At 59.9% G+C, this 24,858-nt stretch carries 16 protein-coding genes and 1 tRNA gene; 9 read left to right on the forward strand and 8 right to left on the reverse strand.

What is annotated here, in order from left to right:
- Positions 1 to 285: 285 nt before the first annotated feature.
- The 4 genes from ABSG47_RS02025 to ABSG47_RS02040 form a co-directional block, all read right to left on the reverse strand.
- Positions 286 to 5,460 (reverse strand): cellulose synthase subunit BcsC-related outer membrane protein, encoded by a 5,175-nt coding sequence (locus ABSG47_RS02025; protein ID WP_424165710.1) that lies wholly within the window; start codon positions 5,458 to 5,460, stop codon positions 286 to 288.
- Complete coding sequence (bcsZ, locus tag ABSG47_RS02030) at positions 5,460 to 6,644, reverse strand: cellulose synthase complex periplasmic endoglucanase BcsZ (protein ID WP_424165713.1); 1,185 nt, start codon at positions 6,642 to 6,644, stop codon at positions 5,460 to 5,462. Before bcsZ ends, ABSG47_RS02025 begins: the two co-directional genes overlap by 1 nt.
- Positions 6,645 to 6,734: 90 nt before the next feature.
- The gene (gene bcsA, locus ABSG47_RS02035; protein ID WP_424165716.1) at positions 6,735 to 11,132 is read right to left on the reverse strand and encodes a UDP-forming cellulose synthase catalytic subunit; all 4,398 of its coding nucleotides are present in this window, start codon (positions 11,130 to 11,132) and stop codon (positions 6,735 to 6,737) included.
- Positions 11,129 to 12,493, reverse strand: coding sequence for a cellulose synthase operon protein YhjQ/BcsQ (locus tag ABSG47_RS02040; RefSeq protein ID WP_424165718.1), 1,365 nt, complete (start codon positions 12,491 to 12,493; stop codon positions 11,129 to 11,131). Before ABSG47_RS02040 ends, bcsA begins: the two co-directional genes overlap by 4 nt.
- Positions 12,494 to 12,859: 366 nt before the next feature.
- Here ABSG47_RS02040 and ABSG47_RS02045 point away from each other — a divergent pair.
- Positions 12,860 to 12,935: transfer RNA gene (locus ABSG47_RS02045), tRNA-Lys, on the forward strand.
- A gap of 137 nt (positions 12,936 to 13,072) precedes the next feature.
- Here the strand turns inward: ABSG47_RS02045 and ABSG47_RS02050 are convergent.
- The 3 genes from ABSG47_RS02050 to ABSG47_RS02060 all read right to left on the reverse strand — a co-directional run bounded on the left by ABSG47_RS02050 (position 13,073) and on the right by ABSG47_RS02060 (position 16,648).
- Entirely contained in the window at positions 13,073 to 14,122 is a 1,050-nt protein-coding gene (locus tag ABSG47_RS02050) for a UDP-glucose--hexose-1-phosphate uridylyltransferase (protein WP_424165721.1), read from the reverse strand.
- A gap of 54 nt (positions 14,123 to 14,176) precedes the next feature.
- The gene (locus tag ABSG47_RS02055) at positions 14,177 to 15,220 is read right to left on the reverse strand and encodes a hypothetical protein (RefSeq protein ID WP_424165723.1); all 1,044 of its coding nucleotides are present in this window, start codon (positions 15,218 to 15,220) and stop codon (positions 14,177 to 14,179) included.
- A gap of 222 nt (positions 15,221 to 15,442) precedes the next feature.
- Positions 15,443 to 16,648: an ATP-grasp domain-containing protein gene (locus tag ABSG47_RS02060; protein WP_424165726.1), complete on the reverse strand. Its 1,206-nt coding sequence runs from the start codon at positions 16,646 to 16,648 to the stop codon at positions 15,443 to 15,445.
- Positions 16,649 to 16,871: 223 nt separating this feature from the next.
- On the opposite strand from ABSG47_RS02060, the gene ABSG47_RS02065 reads away from it, so the two are divergent.
- The 4 genes from ABSG47_RS02065 (at position 16,872) to ABSG47_RS02080 (ending at position 19,650) form a co-directional block, all read left to right on the forward strand.
- The gene (locus tag ABSG47_RS02065) at positions 16,872 to 17,471 is read left to right on the forward strand and encodes a DUF4254 domain-containing protein (protein WP_424165729.1); all 600 of its coding nucleotides are present in this window, start codon (positions 16,872 to 16,874) and stop codon (positions 17,469 to 17,471) included.
- Between the two features lie 162 nt (positions 17,472 to 17,633).
- A complete protein-coding gene (locus ABSG47_RS02070; protein ID WP_424165731.1) occupies positions 17,634 to 18,194 on the forward strand; it encodes a TPR end-of-group domain-containing protein in 561 nt (186 codons plus the stop codon).
- Between the two features lie 41 nt (positions 18,195 to 18,235).
- Entirely contained in the window at positions 18,236 to 19,279 is a 1,044-nt protein-coding gene (locus ABSG47_RS02075; RefSeq protein WP_424165734.1) for a gluconeogenesis factor YvcK family protein, read from the forward strand.
- A gap of 47 nt (positions 19,280 to 19,326) precedes the next feature.
- Positions 19,327 to 19,650 (forward strand): transcriptional regulator, encoded by a 324-nt coding sequence (locus ABSG47_RS02080; RefSeq protein ID WP_424165737.1) that lies wholly within the window; start codon positions 19,327 to 19,329, stop codon positions 19,648 to 19,650.
- Between the two features lie 9 nt (positions 19,651 to 19,659).
- Here ABSG47_RS02080 and rlmN read toward each other — a convergent pair whose 3' ends face one another.
- Positions 19,660 to 20,799: a dual-specificity RNA methyltransferase RlmN gene (gene rlmN, locus ABSG47_RS02085; protein WP_424165740.1), complete on the reverse strand. Its 1,140-nt coding sequence runs from the start codon at positions 20,797 to 20,799 to the stop codon at positions 19,660 to 19,662.
- Positions 20,800 to 20,906: 107 nt separating this feature from the next.
- Here rlmN and ABSG47_RS02090 point away from each other — a divergent pair, with 107 nt between their 5' ends.
- From ABSG47_RS02090 to ABSG47_RS02105, 4 genes are all read left to right on the forward strand, one after another.
- On the forward strand, positions 20,907 to 22,181 hold the full coding sequence (locus tag ABSG47_RS02090) for a M16 family metallopeptidase (protein ID WP_424165743.1): 1,275 nt from the start codon (positions 20,907 to 20,909) through the stop codon (positions 22,179 to 22,181).
- 569 nt (positions 22,182 to 22,750) lie between these two features.
- Positions 22,751 to 23,068, forward strand: a complete 318-nt coding sequence (locus ABSG47_RS02095; protein ID WP_424165746.1) for a hypothetical protein — start codon at positions 22,751 to 22,753, stop codon at positions 23,066 to 23,068.
- A gap of 48 nt (positions 23,069 to 23,116) precedes the next feature.
- Positions 23,117 to 24,085: a quinone oxidoreductase family protein gene (locus tag ABSG47_RS02100; RefSeq protein WP_424165749.1), complete on the forward strand. Its 969-nt coding sequence runs from the start codon at positions 23,117 to 23,119 to the stop codon at positions 24,083 to 24,085.
- A gap of 38 nt (positions 24,086 to 24,123) precedes the next feature.
- Positions 24,124 to 24,858, forward strand: a complete 735-nt coding sequence (locus ABSG47_RS02105; RefSeq protein WP_424165752.1) for an SIR2 family NAD-dependent protein deacylase — start codon at positions 24,124 to 24,126, stop codon at positions 24,856 to 24,858.

Consider the following 24,858-nt stretch of genomic DNA (forward strand, 5'->3'; position numbering starts at 1 on the left):
TCCACAATCCGCTGCTGGCGGGTGCGTGGCGATTGGAATAAAGTCCCAAGTCAATTCCAATCGCCACCAGCCGCCGCACCAGCTCCGGATGCGCGCTGGCCAGCGTGTAGGAAATGACTGCGCCATCCCTGAAGAGGTAAGTAGCAGCGGAGAACACGAAGGCCCGGTCTTTTGCGAACCGGGCCTTTTTGAGTTCAAAAAAATCATGGCACAGATGAGCGTAATTTTCTGCAAACAATCTTTGCGAAAAAAGAACAGAGCGCCGATCCGATCCCAACACCGCCGCTAAGGCACGCTGAATGGGCGCAGGCCGTCGGTTGCGAATAAACCTGTAGGAGATGTAGCCGTGGGAGACTGCGCGCGGAAGAGGTAGTGGACGGAGAAGCCGGCAGAGACGGCATTGTAGTTCGAGGTGTTGTTGGCGCTGAGGAAGCCGCCGACAAACCAATGCGAGCCGAGTTGGTGAGCGACGGTGGCACGGAAGCTATAGTTTGCGCCGACGGTGGTAAGAGCCGGCAGCGCCACGTTGTTCAGAGAGACTTCAAGCGGCTTTTGCGCGGCGAGCGGGAAGAGCGGAGTCTTATCCTCCTGGAAGGCCTGGATGCCGACGCCGCCATTGATCTCATAGTGCAGGCGAGTGCCGTAATGACCGGTCCAGTCGAACGGAATGTTCGCCAGAAAATAGAACTGCGGACTGAAGTAGCCGCCCATGCCGTAAGTATAGGCCGACTCGTTGTGCGCGTAGTGCATGCCGAAGAAGTTAGCGCCCAGAGAGAGGGTGCCGTATTCGGGCAGCGCCCAGACGCGCCAGTAAGCGCCGCCTGTGCCGTCAAAGCGGCTGTTGGATTCCGTGTGATAGCCGTTCAGGTATTGGCCGCCGAGGCTGACGTAGTAGCCGGAGAGCGCGTCGCCCTTGGAGAACTGTACGTTGGCCTGGTTGGCCATAACGGCGCCCCAGATATTGCCGGGAAAACCCAGCGAAGCAGAGCCGGGGTCGCGGAGACCGCCGTAGGAAAGCTGGGTTTCCTTAACCGAGTCGCGGGTGGCGGTAATGGTGAACGGGCCGCCGCCGGGCTTCCACTGGCCGCGGGCGGTCCAGTTGCTGACCAGGAAGCCATAAGGAGAGTAGCCGGCGGCGAGGGCGAGATGCGGGAGGGCGAGCTGCACTTCCCCGGCGATGCCGGATGCGTTCTGCTGCGGCGGCGGAGTGCCGGTGGCGCCGGTGGTACCGTTGGGGCCGGTGTTGGTGTCCGTTCCCAGAGGCTCAGGGATGTTGACGAGCGTGGTGCCGGAGTTGGTGGACTCCTGAACCTGGATGACGGCAGTGCCATTGGCCTGGCCGGAGTCGAGGAAGACCGGCTTGGCGATGAAGGTGAGGCGGCTCTGATAGCCAAGGGTTACGGAGGCCTCAAAGGGCGCCTCAAGAGCAGTGAGGCGGTCGTAGCCAAGATTGCCGCTGCGGTAGTTAACCAGGCCGGTGCCGCCGAGCCACGCGGAGTAACTGCTTTCGAGCGACTGGAGCTGCTTTTCGACTTCCGTGCGCGGATCGATGGGCTGGGGCTGGCGCTGGACACGCACCCAGGGGCCACGGAGCGGCGGAAGATTCTGTTGCTGGAGATCTTGATCGCTGACGCCGGACTCGGCAGACTGCTGCGCCGGAGCAGGCGCGGGAACCTGTGGCGGAGCTTCAGCCGGTACGGTGGCGAGCGTGGGAACGGTTTGCGCGGGAGGTGTGGCCTCAGTCGCTGCTTTCGCGGGCTTTTTCTTCTTTGAGACGGCGGGGGGCGCAGGTTGCTGGGCCGGCTCTGCGGTTGCGGGAGTGGGCTTCTGAGTCTGATTTTGAGTCTGTTGCGGGGCGGAGTATGCGCCGGTGGCCGCATCCTTTGCCGACGGCGCGTACTGGACGGGCTCCATGGATGCGGAGCTGGTGGCTACTGCATCCTGCGTGACGGGAGGCGCGGGTAGCGGCATGGAAGGAAGCGTGAGCGGAGCGTTTTCGAGGGGGCGGATGGGCGATTCGATCAGCGCGTCCATCTGGGACACGGAGGTAGTCTGCGGCATCCTCAGCCGCTCGGCTGCCTGCTCTTCGGAACTGGAGAGCTTGAGGCCGGTCTGGAGATCGTAGTCGCGCGGAGTGGGGCCCATGGCTTGCGGGTTCTGCGGAATGAGCGGCGCGGTGGGCTGCTGATTTGGCGGCGCGGACTGGCCGGGGAGATAAAGCTGCTGCTGCGGGGCGGTTGGGGGTGGCAGGACGGGCGCTGGAGTGAGGAGCGGCTGCGCGGATTGAGGCACGGTCTGGACTGGGGCTGGAGATGACGGAGCGTATGTGCCGAGCGTCTGGCCGGATGGCGGGTTTGACTGCCCCTGATACGTGGAAGGCGCAGGCAGCGAGGAGCTGGCGGATTTGTGATGGCGTTTGGTGGCTGGCTGCGTTGTATCGGGCGCAGATGCCGAGGGCTGGGTTTGCGCGGGTGCGGCGGGAGCCGGGATCTGCGTCACCAGCGGCACGGAAGCCTGATACGCCGAATCGGGAAGCACGACTGGGGCTTTGCCGAGGTAGGGATCGGGGCCATACGAGGGCAGCGGCGGAAGCTGGATGGTTCTGGCGAATGGCTCGTCGTCGGGATTGAGCAGGCGGGCGAGATCGGTGGCCGTAGCAGCCTTGCGGGGCTTGGTGTCGGCATCGGGATAGGCCAGCTCGTGGGCAAGGCGATCCGTGGGCGAGCCGGGTGGAAGTGAGGCGAGAGCGGCGCGCCAGTAGTCGGCGGCACGCTGGTTATCGCCGCGAGCCTGCTCAAAGCGGGCTGCTGCGCCGAGAACGCGGTAGTCGTTGGGATAACGCTCAAGGGCCTGACGCAGCCATGCTTCTGCCTGGGATTTATCACTGGCAGCGAGAGCGGCGGAGATGGCTCCCTGGAAGTCGGCGGCGCTGGCGGCGTCGTTGGGCAGGGATTTGAAGATGGCGAGCGAAGCTTTGGCTTCTCCGATACGGAGATAGCCTCCGGCGAGGACGCGCTTGACGCCGATGTTGTCCGGGAAGGCGGCGGATGCGGCTTCCAGAATTTCGATGGCGCGCTCGTTGTTTCCGGCGTCAAAGGCGGTTCCCGCGCGCTGAACGCTCCAACTGGCCCAGATGGTTTGCACCTGCTCGCGCTGTGCGACGGTGAGGTCTGCGCGGCCGCCGAGGCGCATGAGCGCGGGGTAAAGAGCGCGCTCGTTCTTGGTGTTGTAAAGGACCCAGGCGTTCTGGATGGCGAGATCGACGGGCATGGACTGGCCGAGCTTTGCGTAGTAGGCGGCGAGGCGGTTCATGGCCTGGGTGGCGCGAACGGCGTCCCCGGCGGTGGCGTAAAGACTGGCTTCGCTCTGCACGAACTGCGGGTCCAGCTCAAGCTGCGCGCGCACGGCGGGAGGAATGTAGGCGATCTGCTGGAGAGCCTCATTGGTGTGATTGGTCTGCTGCAGCGCGGCGATGAGGCCCTTCCATGCTTCGGCGCGATCCGGGTGGGCAAGAAGGATTTGGCGGTAGATGCCGTAGGCCTGATCGGTATTGTTGCGCTGCAGGTAGATGGCGGCGAGTTGCAGTTGCATCTGGATGCTGAGCGGCTGGCCGGAGACGGCCTGGAGCTTGCTGGCACGCTCGATGAGCTGCTGCGCGATGTCATTGCGGCCGGCCTGCTGGTAAATACCGCTCAGCAAGGAGAGGAAGTTGGAGTCGTTGAGCGCCTGCTCGTAGATGGTGGGCGGCATCTTCTCCACGTCGGCGATGGCGGTCTCATCCTGCCCCATGGTGTGATGCGCGCTGACAAGGCCCATCCATGCGGAGAGGTTGGTGGCGTCGTCCTGAAGAATCTGTGTATAGAGAGTGGCGGCCTGGCTGTAGCGTTTGGCCTCCATGAGGATGCCGGCGTACTGCAAACGGGTGTCAGCCTTGAGATCTGCGCCCTGTGCGGGGAATGGCAGCGAGAGAGCCTGGGCCAGGACGCGTTCGGCGTCGGCGGGACGGCCTGAAGCGTTATAAAGCGCGGCAAGGGTGCGGAGGTAGTCGGGGTCGCGGTCAAGCGAGGCTTTTATAGCTGGTGGAAACTGGCCGGCGAGGGAGAGAGCATTATCGTTCTGACCGTCGCGGGCATAAGAGAGAAAGAGCCCGCGCCAGGCATCGGCGTTACCGGCCAGGTTTTTGGGCTGTGCCTTGAGCAGGCTGGAGTAGACTTCGGCGGCCTGCGCGAACTGCTCCTCTTTCATATAGAGGCCGGCGAGGCCGTTGAGGGCCTCGGGACTGTTGGCGCGCATGGCGAGGGCCTGCTTGTATTTGGAAGCGGCTAGCTCGGGCTGATTTTCGTCCACGGCTTGTGAGGCCTCACCCATGGTGAACCAGAAGCGCGATGTGGCGAGGGCGTCGGTAACGGACTTGTCGCGGAAGCCGCTCTGCTCGGCCTGCGTGAGGTAGCTGACGGCGCCACCGAAGTTGTTCTGCTGCATGCGCAGGAAGCCCATGCCGGCAGCGGCGCGGCCGTTTTTGGAATCCTTCTGGATCAGGGCGGTGAAGCGCTGCTCGGCTTCCGGCAGTTTTTTGGCGTTGAGAGCGGCGAAGGCGGCGCGCTCCCCGGGCGTGCGGGCGATGCCGGAGTTCATCTGAGCCAGCTTCTGCTCGTTCTCCTTGAGCCTGGCGGCGAGTTCGGTGTCATTCGGATGCGTTTTGAGGTAATCACGCAGCTGACCGGCGGAGTTGGGATCGGCTGACTCCCAGACGAGCGCCTGGCGGAGCGCTTCCGAGGCATCGGGATCGGCCTGACGGCCCATGAGAATGCGGACGCCTTCGGAGCGGGTGCCGGGGTCGTAGGTGAGCATTTTGCCCAGAGCGATGGCGTAGCGGGGATCGCCGGGATTGCGCTGCATGAGGCCGCGCACGCCGGCAATGGCCGGCTGCTTGCCGCCGGTGGCGCCGTAGAGGGTTTGATAGTAGGCCAGAGCAATGTCGCCGTCCGGCGGACGGTCGCCGTAGATGGCGCGATAGGCGCGCATGGACTCATCGTTCTTGCCTGCCCGGGCGAGATCGCCGGCCTGGCGAAGCTGATCGCTCTGCGCGCGGACGCTGGAGAGCGCCTGGATTTTGGCGATATTGGGATCGTTGGGGTAGGCGGCGCGGAGGCGGTCGAGTGCGGCATTGGCCTCATCGGTTTTGCCGAGGAGCTTATAGTCGCGGGCCTCGCCTGCCAGGGCTTCCGCGTTCTTTGCATCGGAGAAGAGGACCTGTTGCCAGACCTGCAGGGCCATGTCCGGGCGGCCGCGGTTTTCAAGAGCGTGAGCGTTGTTGACGAGCGCCTGGCGCGTCTTTTCCGGTCCTGTGGCCGGAGCGGGGCGCTGCGCCGCTGCGAAAGATACTGCGAACAACCACACCACGCAGAGCCATGCGGAAAGAAGACGAAGGCCGGTTGCTCGATTGCGCCGAAGTGTCATCAATATGTCCACAGTACCTTTAATTCGCCCTCCGGGCCGAAGCTGAACTTCCTCTCATCGAATCCAAATGCAAAGAGAATCAGATTCTGATCGTAATACGCCGGGTCCTTGCCGTAGAGGCCGGTGGCCGGGTTCAGTTGCGCGTCGATTCGCTGCTTCTGCTGCGCGGCAGCCTTACTCATTTGCGGCAGCGCGCGAAGATACGGTAACACCGCCGCGGAAAAGCCTATCGGTCCATCTTGAAGGATCGGAATGCCTTCGTCACTTACCTTTTCAGGCGGCGCACCATGATCAGCAAGATAACTGGCCATGGAGGGCACGGCGGCGAGCAACTCAGAGCGCGCCGTTCCAGCGGGGTTCTCCATGCCGGCCCAGAGATAAACGCGGATGGCGTCATAGCTGCCGGCGGCGGGCTGCGCGGGTTTGGATGGGTCCGGCGGACCCAAACCGGGTACCGGGTTGAAACCTTTTGCCGGCACGTATTGCACGAAATCCATGGCGTATCCGCTGCGCGCGCTCTGCTTGAGGAGCCTAAGAACATTTGCGGCGATTGCGGACCAGGGGCCGGAGGGATCGACGGCGGCAAAACGCATGAACATGAAGTGCGGAAGATAGCTTGGATTGAGCGTGTAATCCTGGCCGCGGACAAAATTCTCGCTGGCGCCGGGCATGAGCATGAGGCCAAAGCCGGGCATATCCTCGACTTCAGTGTTGTCGATGTGTTGCATCATGGCGTGGCCAAGCTGAGTATAGCTCTCGTTCTTCCAGAGCCGGCCTGCCTCGATAAGCGTGTAGGCGATCCAGCAGTCGGAGTCCGCCGCCTGGCCTTTGTCCAGGAGCTTCCATTGGCCATCCGGCGCTTTGCCCCACATCCAGCCGGGGAGATGCGCGCTGAGATCGCCGGCGGCGAGGTTTGCCTGCGTCCAGTTCAGCAGCCGGTCAAAGCGCGCGTGGTCGTTATTGACCAGCGCGAAGAAAAGCGCGTAACTCTGCCCTTCTGAGGTCGTGATTTCGCCGCGCATGGGATCGATAACGCGGCCATCGGCGCTGATAAAGTGTTGCGCGTATTTTTCCCAAAGCGGCCAGGCCTGCACGGCGGCTGATTTGCAGCCGTCGGCAGCCATCAGAAAAGGCAGCATAGACAAGAGAATCCGCAGCCGCAACCGCGTCCACCACGCACTCATCAATCTGAATCTCCGCTAAAGAATTGCAGCTCCAGCTTATTCGATGCCGTTGAAAGTACAAGTGCAAGTTTGCTGCTTTGGCCTTGCGGATTACATCATATTCAAGCGCCTGCGTGCCCGGTGACGCAGCCATTGCCTGACCCAGATTGCCATAAGGAATGCGAAGACCAGCACAATGATCCCGGCCAGCCAGGGCACCTCGGAGAACCATACTTCAAGCCGGGTCCACAGAGGCAACTCACCCACATAATATGCGGTGGAGCCGACGCGGAAGGACTGAAAGCGTGTGCCAAGCAGGAATGAGACCGATCCCTGAATGTCGCTGGCCTGCTGCACGTAGAGAAAGGTGGACATAAAGGGCTCAAAGTTGGACGAGTCCTTGATACGGATGGCCACGATGCTCCTGCTGCCGGAGTCGAAGGGAGACTCGATGCCTTCGAGGATGCCGTCGGGCGAGCCGCTGGCCACCAGCTCGCCGGATTCTGTCTGAGCGGCCGATTGCTTCCACCAGGCGCGATGCAGCGGCGCAAGGAAGCCCTGCGTATCGTGTACCTGCACCTTTCCATTGGCGAGGGAGACAGGCAGATACCGCGAGAGCTTGTCGAAGGCGGGTTGATCGTCGCCCGTGCCGATGACGAGGAAATCGCTCTTTGCGCCTGATGCGAGGCTGTCCGGGCCCGCGACGGTGACGCGAAGACCGGGATAGCCGGTCTGGCGGCCCCAGTGGCCCATGAGCGTGACGAACATCTCGATCTCCTGCTCCGTGGGCTGCGGCGGCAGAACGACCGTGGTGTTGTTCAGATCCGCGAAGCGCGTGAAGGGGAAACCGGCGTTGGCGAAGATCTCCAGATTCGGCATGGGCGCATAGTGCGGATAGCCGCGCATGTCGAGGTAGGAATCGCGCAGGATGGCGCCCTGCATGCTGATGGGCGTGGTATCCCTGCAGTTGTTGCTCTTGAGCAACTGGAAGGTGAAATCAAACGAGAGCGAGTTAGAGAACGGGCGCAGGTTCACTACCGGCACCGGCACATCGATCTTTGTAGTGCGTGCCGTCTGATCGCCTGGCACCAGCGGCACCGAGCCCAGAAACGCATTGTTGATGCGTATCTGGAGACTCGAAATGGGGCCGATGGGAATGGAGTTGTAGCGATAGGCGAGGCGAAGAATGGCGTTGGGCCGCTCGGAATAGAAGATGTCCGGCGCAAGACGAAAGTAAACATCGCGCGGCGCGGATCCGTCGCCCTGCATGGATTCGGCAGTTGAATAATCCCAGAGCGAGACCGTCTGATCGGTCTGCGCCCAGCGCGGCGCTCTATCCGCAAGCTGCTTGCCGGGCAGTATGAGATCGTCGATCGAGACAGTCGGGCCGTTGAGCACTCCGCTGCGCATGGCGATGGATTGCGCGGCACGGATCAGTTCATCGTCGTCAGAGCCGGCGATCACGAGAACCTTGCCATACGGATCGTTCGGATTGGTTCGCATGGCCACCAGCGGCGAATGGACCTCCGGCAGATTCAGGCCCGCAGGCATATTGCCTGGGTCGTTTGCGATGAGGATGACGTCGCCTTTGGGAATGGCTCCGATGTGTACGGGAAAACGCACCGGACGGTTCTCTGAGATCATGCCGAAGTAGCTGGTGGCAATGCCCGCTGCCTGAATCGCCTTGGGCAAGGGAGAAACAGGAAAGACGACCGGCAGGCTCAGCGGCTGCACCACTGCGGGATCGAGAAACGGCATCGGCAGCTGCTTCAAATCGTCATTGAGCGGGAGCATGTCGCCCTGAATGTCAAGGTATGTGCCGCGATGAATCTTGGCCCAGAGCGTGGTGTTGGCCGGATCTTCGCAGGTCATGGCGTAGTGCCCGATGAACTGAAAGTTCAGCGCGTTGTTGTGTACCAGCAGCTCTGTGGGAATATCGAAGACCTGCTCGACGTTCTCGCTGGCCGAGCCGTTGCCCTGCTGCCTGGGCTCAATGGCAGCAAACATGGTCCCGTTGATGGAGACGCGAATGTGGCTGAGCTGCGAGAGAAGGCTGGGAGAGAAGATATAGAAGACGTGAATCTTTGCCGTGCGAGGCACATGCGTCTGCGGCAGCGTGAAGTAGACGGTATGGTTGGTGTCGATGCCGTGCAGCTCGATGGGCGGCGTGCCGGTATCGTTGAGGCTGAATGTATCGCGGAACTGGCCGGCTGGCACGGGCTGCTGCCGGATCTGATCGCGCTCCTGTGAGCCGAGATACGCCTGCTGCCCTTCTGCCTGCGCGGCGGCGCGATGCGAGACGGCAAGTGTCGAAATGGCAAGCGCGAAGAGAAGCAGCGAGGTAACGGCGGGAAGACGTCCCGCGCGCTTTTCCGTACCCGCAAAGAGACCCCTGAAGGCAGTGACGAGGCCACGCATGGAGATGTGAAGAATACGCAGGAAGCTGCGGCCGATGTCGTCGCGCTCGCGCGCCTCGCCCCAGCCGAGCCATGAATCGGCGCGCGTGTAAAGCACGGTGGTCAGAAGCTCCTGTTCGGGAATGGTAACTGCATCGAAACGGGCACGTATCGTTGCGGCATCGGCATGGATGACTGCTGCGCTCAACTCATTTGCCGTGGAGGGCACGGGAAAGATTACGTGGATGGGCGTCTCAGGGTCGAGGCTCACCGGCTCCTGCATGTGGATACTCAATCCGCCGGAGGACATATCGGCGGTCTGGCCTGCGATCAGGCGTCCATCCGGCATGCGCACCACGACGGGCACCTTGAGGTCGATGCGCACGGCTGAGCGATGCTGCTTGAGCTCGCGCGCTACCGCAGTGGTAACTCCGAGAATGACGATGTTGAGCACGCACCAGATGGAGTTCATGATGACCGTGCCGGGATGCTGCGCGTCCCAGATGAAATAGCGCGGAATGGCGACCAGCAGGCCAAGGAAATTGAGCGCCAGAAGCACCAGGAAGGGCCATGCGATGCGCTTGTCGAAGTACGTTTCTTCCACCACGCCGCCCTTGGCAGTTACGTTGAACTTGCCCAGTTTCGGATTGAAGAGCGCCAGGATGGTGGGTATCAGAATATAGGGCGAAAGCACTGTTTCGTAGATCTCGTTCCAGAAGGAATGGCGATGCTCGCCCTGGATGCGCGAATTGGTGAGATTGGCCATGACCAGATGCGGCACGGCATAAGCCAGAATGGCGGCCCAGTAGCCGGGCAGATTGCTGCGGTTGAGCAGCAGATAGGCCAGCGGCGCGGTGAGGAAGATGAGGCGCGGCGCGGCATAGAGAAAGTGCAGCATGGCGTTGAAGTAGCAGAGCCGCTGCGGAAATTTTAGCCCGCGCGCGAAGAGTGGATTGTCGGTGCGGAGAATCTGGATCATGCCGCGCGCCCAGCGGATGCGCTGTCCCACATGGGCCGAGAGCCGCTCCGTGGCAAGACCGGCGGCCTGCGGAATGTTGATATAGGCCGTGTTCCAGCCGTTCATCTGCATGCGCAGCGAGGTATGCGCGTCTTCGGTGACGGTTTCTACGGCGATGCCGCCAATCTCATCGAGCGCGGTGCGGCGCAGCACAGCACAGGAGCCGCAGAAGAAGGTGGCGTTCCAGAAATCGTTACCATCCTGCACGATGCCGTAAAAGAGCTCACCCTCGTTAGGAATGATGCGGAACTGCTCAAGATTGCGCTCAAAGGGATCGGGCGAATAGAAGTGATGCGGCGTCTGCAGCATGGCCAGTTTGGGATCGCTTAGAAACCAGCCGACGGTCATCTGCAGAAAACTGCGCGTGGGCACGTGGTCGCAGTCAAAGATGGCCACGTACGGTGAGTCGAGGCTCTTGAGCGCGGTGTTGATGTTGCCGGCCTTCGCATGCTTGTTATTGTCGCGAATCTTGTAGCCTACGCCGGCCTCGCGGGCGAACTCTTCGAACTCCTTGCGGCGGCCGTCATCGAGCAGATAGACATGCAGCTTGTCCGCCGGCCAATCCAGATTCAGCGCGCCGAGAACCGTGTAGCGCACAACCTCCAGCGGCTCATTGTATGTGGGCACCAGCACATCGATGTGCGGCCACTCGTTCTCCTCATCCGGCAGCGCCACCGGGGCGCGGCGCAGCGGCCAGATGGTTTGAAAGTAGCCGAGCCCCATGACGATGAAGGCGTATATCTCGGCCGAGAGAAGCAGGAACATGAAGAGGACATCGATCACTCCCCATTTGTTGGAGGGGTCGCGAAAGAACTCCGCCATGGTGGAAAGCCGCCAGTACCCGTAGCGAAAGGTACAGAAGATCGACATCATCATCAGCGTGAGTGTGACGATATAGGAATCCGAGCTGCGCGCCACCGCAATGCCGATCAACAGAAACAGCAGCCCGCAGACCACCTGCTGCGGCCAGGTGAGCGGAAGCACGGCGAAGAAATAAAAGATGAGCGCGGTAATGGCCAGGAAGGCCAGCCTGAGCGCTCCGGTAAAAAAGTTATCGCCGCGGCCTATGTTCTGCCAGAAACGGGTGACGCTCATTGCTCGCTCCAACGCGCGCCGCGCACCGCGCCCGCGAAGGACGCTGCGAGGCTCCTGACCCACCCGGCCAGTTGCGTGTAATCTTCCGCGACGGGCGAACCGGGCGCGTAATCCATCACTGTCATTCCCTCAGCCAGCGCCTCGCCAACCAGAGCGGAGCTGCGCAGCGCGAACGGCAGCAGCCTGTCGCCGAGGCGGTTGCGCAAAATCTCTCGCACATCGCGGTGAAGACGCCGATCTTCGTCAAACTGGTTGAGAAGATAATACGGCTGAATGGCCTGGCCTGTGCCGCTGGTGTTGCGCTGAAAGAACTGCTCAATCGCGCCAATGCTGACCACGGAACCTACATCCGGCAGGACCGGAATGAGGACAAGCGGAGCCATCCGCAGGATGCGGCGCACGATCATATTCGAGGCCGTGGCAAGATCGATCAGGATGCGGCTGGCACCGTTTGCGTGACGCAGAATCTCCTTCGTAAAGGGCTCGGGCGTATTGCCTTCGGGGCCGAAGCGATCGATATCGAGGGTAAGAACTTCAACGCGAGCGCCTCCGTCCGCATGCGGAGCCACGAAGGTGCGCAGCACGTCGGAGCGCTGATCCTTTGCGCCGTAAAAGAATGGCAGCATGCCGAAGGCGGCCGTATCGACGAGCAGAACGTTCTCGCCATTTGCCGAGAGAGCGCGACCGAGGGCGGCGACGATGCTCGATTTGCCAACGCCGCCTGCAAGCGAAAAGACCGCCACGGCGGGAACACGGCTGCGCGCCTGCGCCGGAGTGGGGACGTTGGCGGGAAAGATGCTGTTGAGTGCGAACCAGCGGGCGGAGATGGACTCAGCCGCGGGCGGGACGACAGCCGCTGAAGAGGCCTGCGAATCCGGCTTCCGCACAGCGGGGGCCGGTGCCTGAATGGGCTCCTCAATTACGCTCAGCGCAACGTATGGAGCCGAAGATTGGCTGAGCGGACGCGGCGTGAGCTGCGGAGCGGTAACTGCGATAAGAGCGGGTGCATCGGCGGCCTGTGAAATGGGCCGCAATGGAACCGGATGGTCGATCAGGATTTCAGGAGCGGGCGCGTGTCCGGCAGGCTCCGCAATCCGGCGCGGAGTAGGCAGCTCACGAACGGTTTCAATCACGCCTTCCGTTTCAATACGAGTCAGAGCGGTATCGGTCGGCGAGGCTTCCTGGACGCGGCTGCGTTCAGCCTCCATCGCCTCCTGCACGCGCTGGCGAGCCTGCTCCCTGACCTGAGCGCGGCTGGCGGAAAAGTCTCTGTATTTGGCGCCTTGAAGATTGGCCCAGGAATAAAGTGCCGCTACATCATTCGGAGTCTGATCAAATACAACGAGCGGTTCGGCTCCCACATTTCCCCCCAAACTACATTCGCGCATCCGGCGTCATAGGCCGGCGCTGAATGAAGTTATCGTGCAGCTCTGCTGTCACGCGCGGCATGCGCACACTTTGACTTTCATGCGGCGCGCCTGAGCCGCGAGTCTTGCGCGGTCCAAAGGCTTCTCTAATTTGTAATTGTATTTCCACAATGTTAACCCATCAATTACCAAGGCATGGTTACGATCATGACACTTTTGGGGGAAATTGAGCTTCAATTCTCAAGGAATCGAAATGATTTTTCCCAATTCGCAACCGATGTGCGTAAGCGAGTCAAAGCGGGCAGCCGGGGTGAGAACCAAGCGCATCCTGTGTTAGTTTAGAAATAATCGTAGTATAACGAGCTCGTAGCTCAGTCGGTAGAGCAACGCACTTTTAATGCGTGGGTCCTGGGTTCGATTCCCAGCGAGCTCACCACAGCATTCAGCCCAATCCCACAAAATCACACAGGGATTTCTCATCAAAGCGACCGCACGCTCTGCGTGTCAGCCGACATGGATGGCGCTCCGGATGGCCGTGGGACATCTCTTCCCTTCCCGCTTATTGTCTCGGCCTTATTCTCTTGGCCAAAAATGGACTTCCGAGCAGTTGCGCAGCCGGTCGGCGGCGGCCTCGGGGGTGATGTCGCGTTGCGGCATTCCCAGCATTTCAAAACCCACCATGAATTTACGCACCGTGGCGGAGCGCAGCAGTGGCGGATAAAAGTGAATGTGGAAGTGCCACTCGGGGTGGTTTTGACCGTCTGTGGGCGACTGATGCAGGCCCATGGTGTAGGGGAAGAGCGTCTCGAAGAGATTGTCGTAGCGCGTGGTCATGCGCTTGAGTATGTCGGCCAGCGCATCGCGTTCGTCTGAGGTCAGCTCCGGCAGCGCGCCCAGGTGGCGGCGGCTGAGGATCATGACCTCAAACGGCCAGACAGCCCACCAGGGCATAAGCGCAAGGAAGTGATCGTTCTCAAAGAGAATGCGTTCGCCTGCGGCGCGCTCGGCCTCGACATACTGGCAGAGCAGGCATTTGCCTGTTTTATGGAGATGCTCGCGCTGCGCCTCGATTTCAAGCGCCGGTTCATCGGGCACAAAACCTGTAGCCCAGATCTGGCCATGCGGATGCGGGTTGCTGGCTCCCATCATGGCTCCGCGATTTTCAAAAACCTGAACGTACTGAATCCAGTCCAGCGAGGCGAGTTCTTCATATTGCTGCGTCCAGCCGTCGATGACCGGACGAATCTCTTCGCGGGTCATGCGGGCGAGAGTCAGGCTGTGATCGGGATGGAAGCAGAGAACCTTGCAAAGGCCGCGCGCGGCTTCGCCAATAAGCAGCGGATCTGTAGCCGACGGCGCTTCAACGGATGGCAGTTCAGGAAGCAGTGCGGCGTAATCGTTTACAAATGCGAAGACACTTTTGTAGTCAGGGTTCACGGCTCCGCCGGCACGCGAATTCCTGGGGCAGAGATAGCATTGCGGATCGTGATGAATTGCGGCGGGAAGCGTCTTTTCCGCAACTTCGCCCTGCCAGGGCCGCTGCGTGCGATGCGGGGAAACCATGACCCAGGATTTGCGAAGCGGATTCCAGCGCCGGTGCGGGTATTGCCAGCTATTCGACATTCTTGCCCCCGCGACAATTTTATCCGCGCGGGGGCATCCTGCTATCTGCCTGGTTTATTTGTTTCGGACAGTGAAGCTGTACATCACGCCGTAGGAAAAGATGGGATAGAAGGTCACGTCACCGAGAGATCGACGCCAGCGGGCCTCCGCGGATTGAAGAGACTGGTTGAAGGCTGCGCCGACCGGGTTGGTGGTTTCACTTACGTCGCTGCAGGTGGCTGCGGTTTCCGTGACGGTGAGGCAAGCTGTTCCGGAGACATTGATTTTGAGCGTGGGTACGCCCATGAAGACGATGCCGAACTCCGTTGGGAAGGACCAATGGCGGTTAGAACGCGGAACAAAGCGTCCGAAACCGAAGCTGGCTGTGAAAGCCGGTTCGTTGCCGTGAAGGCCGACGACGCCGCTGCCGCTTACCGGATTCGTCGTGGAGGAATAGTACGTCTGGCCGTCCAGCGTGAAGCTGGTTCCCGGCTGCTCATCTCCCTTTGCGCTGATCTGATTTCCGTTCCAGAGCAGCGCGCCGGCACTGAGCCGCCAGATGCTGTTATGAGGATAGAAATCGACCGCGGCCTGCAGCGAGGCGAGATGGAGGGTTCCTGTGGCTTTGGTTCCGTCTATATCGAAATCAGGAGTGGTGAAGCTGAGAAAGTTTCCCATCACGCGCGCGTCGATGGTTCGCGTCAAGATGACCGCGCTCTTGATGCCGATGCCAAGCGGTGAAATATCGGCGCCGATGCCGACGCGCGAAAGCGGTCCCCAGTGAACCTCGCCTTCCCATGGCGCGCGATACTTTTCACCGCGCATGAGCGGAGGCGGATTTGGAGCGGGCGCCGGATAGGGGTTTCGATCCGCCGGCACGCCGGGAGCGGGAGCACTGGTCTGCGAACTGCTGTCAGGAGCAGCCTGTTGCTGCGGTGCGGGATTATCCTGTGCGGGCTGAGGCACAGGCGGCGGAGGATTGTCAGGCGAAGGCTTTTGCGGGGGCACGGGCTGGGACGGCTGTGGAGTGTCCTGTGCGAACGTTATTCCGCTGCACGAAAAGGCAAGTAGTATTACGCACCAGAGCATAAGCAAGAGTGCAAGGCGGGGAAATTTCATGCACAGTCTCCATGGGCGCGGGAATTTTGAGGCATGGAATTCCGACGCCCGCAATCTACACCGTGATTTAAAAGTACAAAAACCTACACACGCGCCGGCATAAGCGAAGGATTAGCCTGCGGCCGTAATTTACTTATCGGCGTAAAAACGCCGTTGTGATTGGACTTTTTGCAGTCCGTTTGGCGCGTAAGATGTGCCCCCTGTTGATTCAGGCAAACACAACTATGCTGTGGGTTTTTCTGGGGCTGGCATGGATGCCAGAAATAAACGCGCGAACTCTGCGCTATATGTGTCAACTAGTTCTTCCACGCGATCAGGCTCCTGCGAACGTACGATGAGCCCGGCGTGGTGATGCTTTTTGATACGATGAACAATCTCTGGCGCATTAAAAGCGCTTGTATCGGGATGTGCGGTCTGCGCAAGGCAGAGCACACTACCCGCATACTCAGCATAATGCGCTGGAGGGCGGTATGGGTTGCTTCGAAGGTGTTCGATTTCGATACGCGCCCACTCGCGCCAGAGATTGACGCCTGTGGCATTCGCGACGAGGTCGGCAATAAAGGCTCCGCCGACGCGTGCTGCGACCTCAAGAAAATAGAAGCGCCCATCGGCATGCGCTTTGATGTATTCGCCGTGCGTGACGCCGCGCACCATGCCGAGTGCGGGCACCAGACGCGCGTTGAGCTCAGTCAACTGCCGCCAGTCGCTGCTGGCCCGGTCTACCGTACGCGTGGTAAAGACACCGCCCTCATGCATCACCTGCATGGGCGGCTTGCCGTACTTGTGCGCGGCGGCAAAGACGATCTGACGCTCGCTGACGATGGAATCGACGTGAAATATCTCGCCGGGAACAAAGCGCTCGAGAACGTAGCGGCTCTGCTCGTCGCCGAGTTCGTCGAGCGCACGCCAGAGCTGTTCCTCTTCCGTAATTTTGCGGATGCCGAGGGCGGAGGCGTTGGCGCGGGGCTTGAGCAGCCACGGCGCCGGAACGGTAGCCATGTAGCCGCGCAGGTCGTCGTAATTGATGACGCGGGTAAATTCCGGGACCAGGAAGCCGGCCTCGCGGGCGCGGGTGCGCATGGCGAGCTTGTCGCGAAAGGCATTGGCCAGTGTGATGCCCATGCCGGCAATTTGCATATGTTCCCGGAGATGCGCGGCAAGCTCCTGATCGAATTCGTCGAGAGCGACGATGCGGTCGAAGTTGCGTCCGCGCGCCATCCAGCAAACGGTATTGGTGACCTGCTCTTTAGTCTGCCCTTCAGACATGGTGGCCAGGTCTTCAAGAGCTTCGTGCGGCCAGTCGCCATTGCGATGCTTTTCGAGCGTGAGCAGAGTCGCCTTGACACCCATATCGGAACACTGGCGCAGAAAGTCCTGCCCCTTTTCGTATGTCGAGATACAGAGAATCCGCTCCGCGTTATCGTTCATTGAACCCTCACCAGGCATCGACCCACAGGTGAGATAGTTCTACCATAGAAGATGCAATTCAAAATCTGATCAAAACCAAGGGCGGTGTCTCAATTTGGATTGCTTTGTAACAGGGCACGACTTGAGTCGTGCCGAAACGGCCATAAAAATGAAATTGGGCTTTAGCCCCTGAGGCGGTTTCTTTAAACTGAGACACTACCAAATCAAGAAGCAGGATGAAGAGTTGAATTTTTCCGTAACGCAAGTGATTGCTATGCAGGACGAGCTGATCGCGATCTGGCATATCGCGCCGGACGCGGCTTTGTCGCTGGGAGACAAAATCGGGCAGCTCATCGGAGATCAGCATCGCGCGAACTTCGATCTATGGCATACGGAGGACGAGGCGCGCACGCCAGGCGCTACGGACGAGCAGATTGCCGATGTAAAGCGGCGCATCGATACGACGAATCAGAAGCGCAACGATCTGTCCGAGCAGATCGATGCATTTCTGCTGGAAGTTCTTGTCGGGCAGGAGCTGCCCGCGGAGAATGCGCCGCTGAATTCGGAATCTCCGGGACTGATGATCGACCGGCTTTCGATTCTGGCGCTGAAGATCTATCACACGCGCGAAGAGTCTGAGCGCGCGGATGCGCCGAATGGTCATGTGGAGCGCAATCTGGCTCGGCTTATGATTCTGGAAGAGCAGCGGGCGGATCTGGCCTTGTGCCTGGATGCCCTGTGGAAGGAGACCATGGCAGGAACGCGGCGCTTTAAACTTTACCGGCAACTGAAGATGTATAACGATCCCAGCCTCAATCCTGCGATTTACACCAGGCGCGTATAACGTACTCAGGTATATTGAAGGCGCAGAGTACCTGCCTTGACTCGTTACGGCATTCTGCGTATAAAGAGTGGCTGAGCAAAGGACAACCAGGCGTGCACGCCTTTATGCCGCATCCGAATACTCGGCTCGCGGCTGGAGTGCCTCTCGAATCGGATAAAACGAATGACGCAACAGGCTAGAAATGTGGTAGCAAGCCGCAAGAAAACTTCCTCGGAGCCTGCAAAATCGCACCCGGCGAAAACAGCCGCGAACAGCGCAGCCTATCAGCACTATCAGGCTGCGGTGCAGTTGGTGCAGCAGGGCAAATACGAGAAGGCTCTGGCAGCGCTGGAAAAGCTGCTGCCTGGTGCTCCGCTTGAGATTACGGAGCGAATCCGCATGTACATTGCCACCTGCCGCCGGCAGTTGGAGCATACGCGGATTACCTTCCAATCGGCGGAAGAACGGTACAACTATGCCGTGCTGCAACTGAACAACGGGCTGTACGAGGACGCGCGGGAGCACTTTCAGGGCGTGCTGGGCGATGTGCCGAAGGCGGACTATGCCTGGTATGGGCTGGCGTTGCTGGAGTGCATCACGAATCATCCGGAAGAGTGTCTGACAGCGCTGGAGAAGGCGATCCGCTTGAATCCGCGCAACCGCCTGCAGGCCCGGACGGATAACGATTTTCAGGCTATGGCGGACGATCCACGCTTTACCGAGCTGCTGTATCCTGAGCAGTAGGGATCGCGGCAAATCCCTGAAGAAACTTTTGGGAGAACCTTTTGCCAGCAGTTTCCGCTGTTGAAGAGATTCCCTCCGCCGCCACGCGCGCGCTGCGCGTAGTTGCCATTGGCGGAGGCACAGGCTTGTCCACGCTGCTGCGCGGCCTTTGCAGCCATGTGACTGCGCCGGGCACAAGCGAGCCGGGACAGATCTCGGACCTGGCCGCCGTGGTGACGGTCACGGACGATGGCGGCTCCTCGGGGCGGCTCCGCAAAGACTTCAACATGCTTCCGCCGGGCGACCTGCGCAACTGCATGGTGGCGCTGAGCGAAGAGCACGACCTGCTCGCGAAACTCTTTGATTACCGCTTCCGCTCAGGGACGAGCCTGGAAGGCCATAGCTTCGGAAATCTCTTTGTGGCCGCGCTGACGGACATCACCGGCGACTTTGGCCTGGCGATTCAGTTGGCATCGAAGATTCTTGCAACGCGCGGCAAGATTTATCCCGTCACAACGGCGAATGCGACGCTGATTGCGCGCATGGACGACGGCTCTCTGGTGCGCGGCGAAACAAATATCACGGCGAGTAAACGACGCATTGAAGAGCTGATGCTTGAACCGCCCGACGCTGCAGCGTTGCCGGAGACGCTCGAAGCGATTACTCATGCGGACCTGATTACGGTGGGGCCGGGATCGCTCTATACTTCGCTCATCACCAACCTGCTGGTGCAGGGGATTCCAACGGCGCTGGCATCGGCGCGCGGTCTGCGTGTCTTTGTGTGCAACCTGATGACGCAGGCCAATGAGAGCCTGGGCCTTACGGCTTCGCAGCACATCGAGCGCATCTACGAGCACACACGCGCTTCTATCTTTGACTATGCGCTGGTGAATGTGAGCCCGTTCACGCCGGAGACGCTGGCCCGCTACGCGGCAGAAGGCGCTTTTCCCATTGAGGCGGATATTGAGCGTGTTGAGGCGCTCGGCGTAAAGTGCATTGCCGGAGACTTCGCCACCGAAGAGAACTTTGTGCGCCACGCCGCATCGCGTGTGACCGGCGCGCTGCTGGCGCTGGGACGCGCCGCAACGCTGCGACAGGAAATTTGACGGCGCGCTCTCTGGCAGGAATACAAGAAGCGCAAGCAGGAGGCAAAGTGAAGCAAGCCCTGACCGTACCATTCGACGACACTATCCGCGAGTGCCTACAGAAGCCGAAGTTTCGCCGCGCCCTCATTCGCGAAGCTATCAACTGCATGTTCACCGGCGACGTTGAAACCGGAAAGTCAGTCCTTCGCAAATACATCAAATTCACGGTCGGCTTCGTCCAGCTCGGCAAAGACCTCGGACACTCACCCAAGACGCTCATGCGCATGTTCAGCGCCTCTGGAAATCCGCAGGCTAAAAATCTCTTTGCAATCATTGCTTATCTTCAAAAACGGGAAGGCACCGTACTTGAAGTGATTGACCGTGCGGCTTAAACGCGCGGTCTACCCTTCCACCGTCCGCTTCAGTTGTCCGCAGGCCGCATAGATGTCCCGCCCGCGCGGACGGCGCAGGTAAGCCGTAATGCCTTCAGCGGCAAGTGCATTTTTGAATGATTCAACAGCGCCCTCGCGCGGCATTTGATACGGAATTCCGGGACCGGGATTCCAGGCGATCAGATTGACTTTCGCTGCAAGACCGGTGCGGCGAACCAGGCGTGCGACTTCGCGAGCGTCTTGCGGGCGATCGGTAACACCACCAAGCAGAACATACTCAAAGGTCACACGCTCTCGTGGCCTCAACCGCACCTGGCGCACGGCATCCACAACAGCCTCAATGGGCCATTTGCGATTCACAGGCATGATCTCGCTGCGCACTTCGTCGTTGGGCGCGTTCAGACTGATAGCCAGTTTGGGACGAACCGCATCCGGCTCCTGCGCGAAGCGTTCGATCCCCGGCACAATGCCGGAAGTGGAAACCGTCATCCTCTGCGAGCTTAGGCCAGTTTCTTCAACCAGTAGTTTCACTGCGCCCATGAAGCTTTCGTAGTTCAGAAATGGCTCGCCCATGCCCATGAAGACAAGATTGATGCGGTCGCGGCCCAGCTCTACGGTGTGGCGATCGAGCACGCTGATGACCTGCCCGGCGATCTCTCCAGCCGTGAGATTGCGCTGCAGGCCCAGCTTGGCCGTAAGGCAGAACTGGCAATTGACGGCACAGCCCACCTGGCTGGAAACGCAGATGGTAGCGCGGTCCCATGACCGGCTTTTGGAATCTGGGCCCGCTTCTCCAGCCTCCGAGCCGTCGCCGGCCTCGCCGCCGTCGCCCTCGGGCATCCAGACCGTCTCCACGGTATCGCCTCTGGAAGTCTCCACAAGGTAGCGCTCGGTGCCGTCCACTGACTTGAAAACCTGCGCAATGCGCGGGCGGGCAATGGAAAACCCTTCGCCGCTGAGCTTGTCGCGGAGAGCTTTGGGGAATGTGGTAATCGCATCCAGTTCCGTAAGCCGCTGGCGATACATGGCTTCCGCCAGTTGACGGCTGCGCCACGCAGGTTCGCCGGCAGTAGCCATGACTTCTGCCAGCCCAGCCGCGTCTAATCCAAAAAGCGGCTTTGGCGCCGTTCCCTCCCTGGATATTTGCACGAATTTGGCTTCTTTTTCGTCCACAGCCCATCCAAATAGCCGATACTCAGCAACTTACGCCCAATCGGCCCCTTTGCTCCCCCTGTCTTTTAGAATAAAGGTACGACATGATGATTGAACGTAATCTTCGCCGCACCGTACTCCCGAATGGATTGATTGTTCTCACTGAACGCATGGAGCATCTGCGCTCCGTAGCAATGGGAGTTTGGATCAAATCCGGCTCCCGAGCCGAAGAAGCTGAGATCAACGGGATCTCGCACTTTGTGGAACACATGGTTTTTAAAGGCACCCGCAGCCGCTCCGCGCAGCACATTGCGCGCGAGATGGACTCGATCGGCGGCAATCTGGATGCCTTTACCGGCAAGGAAATGATCTGCTTCAACGTAAAATCGCTGGCCGACCATGTGCCGATTGCGCTCGATGTGCTCTCGGACCTGGTGTTGAATCCGGTCTTCGCTTCGAGCGACATTGAGCGCGAACGCGGCGTGATTCTTGAAGAGATCAAGATTGACGAGGATAACCCGGACATCCTTGTCCACGAGCTGTTCACGCAGAACTTCTGGAAAGATCATCCGCTCGGCAAACCGATCCTGGGCACCACAGCCACTGTGGCTCGTCTCGACCAGCAACGGTTGCTGGACTATCACTTCGGCCGCTTCCATGCAGGAAACATGGTCTTCTCCGCGGCAGGTAATCTGCATCACGATGAGTTTGTGCAGGCAATCACGGACAAGTTTGCGGGACTGCATCCCGGCCAGCCGCTGACGGAGTTGCCCGCGCCGCTATCGGGCGCGCGTATTCTGCTCAAGAACAAGAAGTCGCTGGAGCAGGTGCAGATCTGTCTCGGTGTGCCTTCGCCGCCTGTGGCGGATGAGAGCCGCTTCGCCACGCTGATTCTGAATACGGTGCTCGGCGGCGGCATGAGCTCGCGGCTCTTCCAGACCATCCGCGAAGAGCGCGGCATGGCTTACTCGGTTTACTCCGACATGACGCCTTATCGCGATACAGGCGCGTTTTGCGTCTATGCCGGAACTTCTGCGGGCAAGGCGCTGGAGTGCATCGACCTGATCATGGCGGAGTTTGCCAAGCTGAAACAGGAGCCGCTGAGCGCGGAAGAGCTGACGCGCGCCAAGGACCAGCTCAAAGGCAATATCCTGATGGGCCTTGAAAGCTCCAACTCCCGCATGGCAAACCTGGCGCGGCAGGAGATTTATTTCGGGCACTTCTTCTCAAGCGACGAGATTATTGCGCGCGTGGAAGCCGTGCAGGCCGAGCAGGTGCAGCGCATGGGGCAGCAGCTCTTCGATCCCGAGCGCATTGCGGTGACGCTGCTGGGCCGGCTGGACGGCATCAAGCTGAACCGCACCAAACTGGTCTGCTGAAGGTGCGCGAACTGCTAAAAACCGTGAATGAATACTTGACATTGCCAATACAATAAAAACATGGCGCATTCAGTCACTATTACGGCTCCCATTCCGACTCTGGAAGAGTTCGGCAAGGATCTTGGTTTGAGCAAGAAGGAACAGAAATCTCTACTTCGAATCGTCAATCGCACTACAAAACCGAGTGTGACCAGTCAGCGCAAGTCTGTTGTGGCCCGCACGCAAAAGTCAAAGAGCGCAGCCCTCAAATCCGCGCGCTAAGGTTGCGCTAACTTGCCCATTTCACCACCTAAACCCAACTCGGTCTTTCTTAATATCCCGTACGACTTCCGTTTTCGCCGCTTGTATCTTGCATACATCGTCGGCCTTACGCAGCTTGGCCTTGAACCGCGAGCTACCCTTGGCATACCCGGAGGCGAAAGCCGGCTTAATCGAATCGTGATCTCATCAAAAGCTGTCGATATTCGATTCACGATCTCTCGCGGGTTGAGATTGACCGTAACCCTCCTTGTTCAACCCCACGCTTCAACATGCCCTTTGAACTGGGCATGACTGTTACGTGGGAGAGAATGAATCCGGGCCAGCATACCTGGTTTGTCTTTGAATCGCGAAACCGCAGGGTGGACAAATCCCTTAGCGACCTCAAAGGAACTGACCCCAATATTCATGGTGGTACAGTGAAGGGCATAATGCGCGAACTCTGTAATGCATTTGTGCTTCCAGGCCCGCAACCAGGGGTACCGGAAATGATGCGTACCTACATCCTCCTCGTTCGTGAATTGCCTGAGATTTTCAGCGATGCCGGTACGGATGATCTTTTTCAAGCGCGCGTTTTTGCCCGGCTTTGCTTCGTTGCTCGCGGCATTGCCGAAAAAGCCAGCCTGTGATCGCGCCTCTTGCATCTTCCCACCCCGCCGTTGCATCCTTGGCCTTATATGAAAGCCATTCAGATTCGTGCAACGGGTGGGCCGGAGATGCTGGAGCTTGCGGAGCTGCCGATTCCACAGCCCGGTCCTGGGCAGGTGCTTCTCCGCATTGAGGCCATCGGCGTTAACTTCATTGAAGCCTACTTTCGCCGTGGGCAATACAAGGCCACTCTGCCCATGACGCCGGGCAGTGAGGCTGCGGGAGTCATTGAAGAGCTTGGTCCCGGCGTATCGGGCTTTGCTGTGGGAGAGGCCGTCGTCTCGGTTTCCGTGATGGGCAGCTATGCGGAATACGCGCTGGTCCCCGCCGCGCAGCTTGTGAAGGTGCCGGAAGCACTGTCGCCGGAACAGGCCGCGTCAGTGATGCTGCAGGGCATGACGGCGCATTACCTGGCCCATTCCACGTGGCCGCTGAAAGCCGGTGAGACGGCACTGATTCATGCCGGTGCTGGCGGAACAGGGTTGCTGCTTACGCAGATGGCTGTACGCATCGGGGCAAGGGTCATTACGACTGTCTCCACTGCGGAAAAAGCTGCAGTTTCTCGCGAGGCGGGCGCTTCGGAAGTAATTCTCTATACAGAAAAAGACTTCGTCGAAGAGCTTAAGCGCATCACCGGTGGGCGCGGTGTGGATGTGGTTTACGACTCCGTGGGCAAAACGACATTTGAAGGCAGCTTGAACTGCCTGCGTCCGCGCGGAATGCTTGCGCTCTTTGGCGGATCGAGCGGCGCGGTGCCGCCATTCGATTTGATACAGCTCAGCACCAAGGGATCGCTGTTTCTCACGCGGCCCACGCTGTGGCATTACATCGCCACGTGCGAAGAGCTGGAGTGGCGGGCGGGCGATGTGCTGAAGTGGGCCGCAAACGGCGAGTTGAAGGTACGCATGGAGCATCTGTATTCACTGGAAGATGCGCCAAAAGCGCATGCCGACATGGAGAGCCGCAAGACAACGGGCAAAATTCTGCTGGAACCTTGAAGGCAGGGATCAGAGATCAGGGATCGGAAAGACACAGTATGCCTGCGATTTCCATACAATCGAACGACCGCGTCTTTGTCCTCACCGGCGCAGGCATCAGCGCGGAGAGCGGCTTGCCGACCTTTCGCGCATCGGATGGGCTGTGGGCCGGACATCGCGTGGAAGAGATATGCACGCCGGAGGCTCTGGAAGAAAATCCCGCGCTGGTGTGGGAGTTTTATTCCAGGCGCCGCGCCGATTGCGCCAAAGCTGAACCGAACGCGGCGCACAAAGCTCTTGCGGAACTCGAAGCCCAACTCAATTCACAGGGAGAAGAGCGATTCTTTCTCGGCACGCAAAATGTGGATGACCTGCATGAGCGCGCCGGTTCTCATCGGCTGGTGCACATGCATGGTGAGCTGGCGAAATCCCGCTGCACAGAAGATTGCGGTGCCCCTCCAATCGAAGACCGCGCCGTATATGCAAGTCTGAGCGAAGTCGGCCATTGCGTCTGCGGAGCGCGGCTGCGTCCGCACATCGTCTTCTTCGGTGAGATGCCGCTGGAGATGCGCCGCATTCAGCAAGAGATGAACCGCTCCACGCTGATGTTCGTTATCGGCACATCGGGTTCTGTCTATCCTGCGGCAAACTTTGTTCACTGGGCACGTGAAGCCGGCGCAAAGACCATCTACATTGGCCCGGAGCGCCCGCTGAACGCAGATGCCTTCGACACAATTGTGGAAGGCAACGCCGGAGCGGTGCTCCCCGGCCTCTTTGCCGTCGAGTCCGCTTAG

The sequence above is a fragment of the Occallatibacter sp. genome (assembly GCF_049510455.1).
In the GTDB taxonomy this organism is placed as follows: Bacteria; Acidobacteriota; Terriglobia; order Terriglobales; family Acidobacteriaceae; genus Telmatobacter.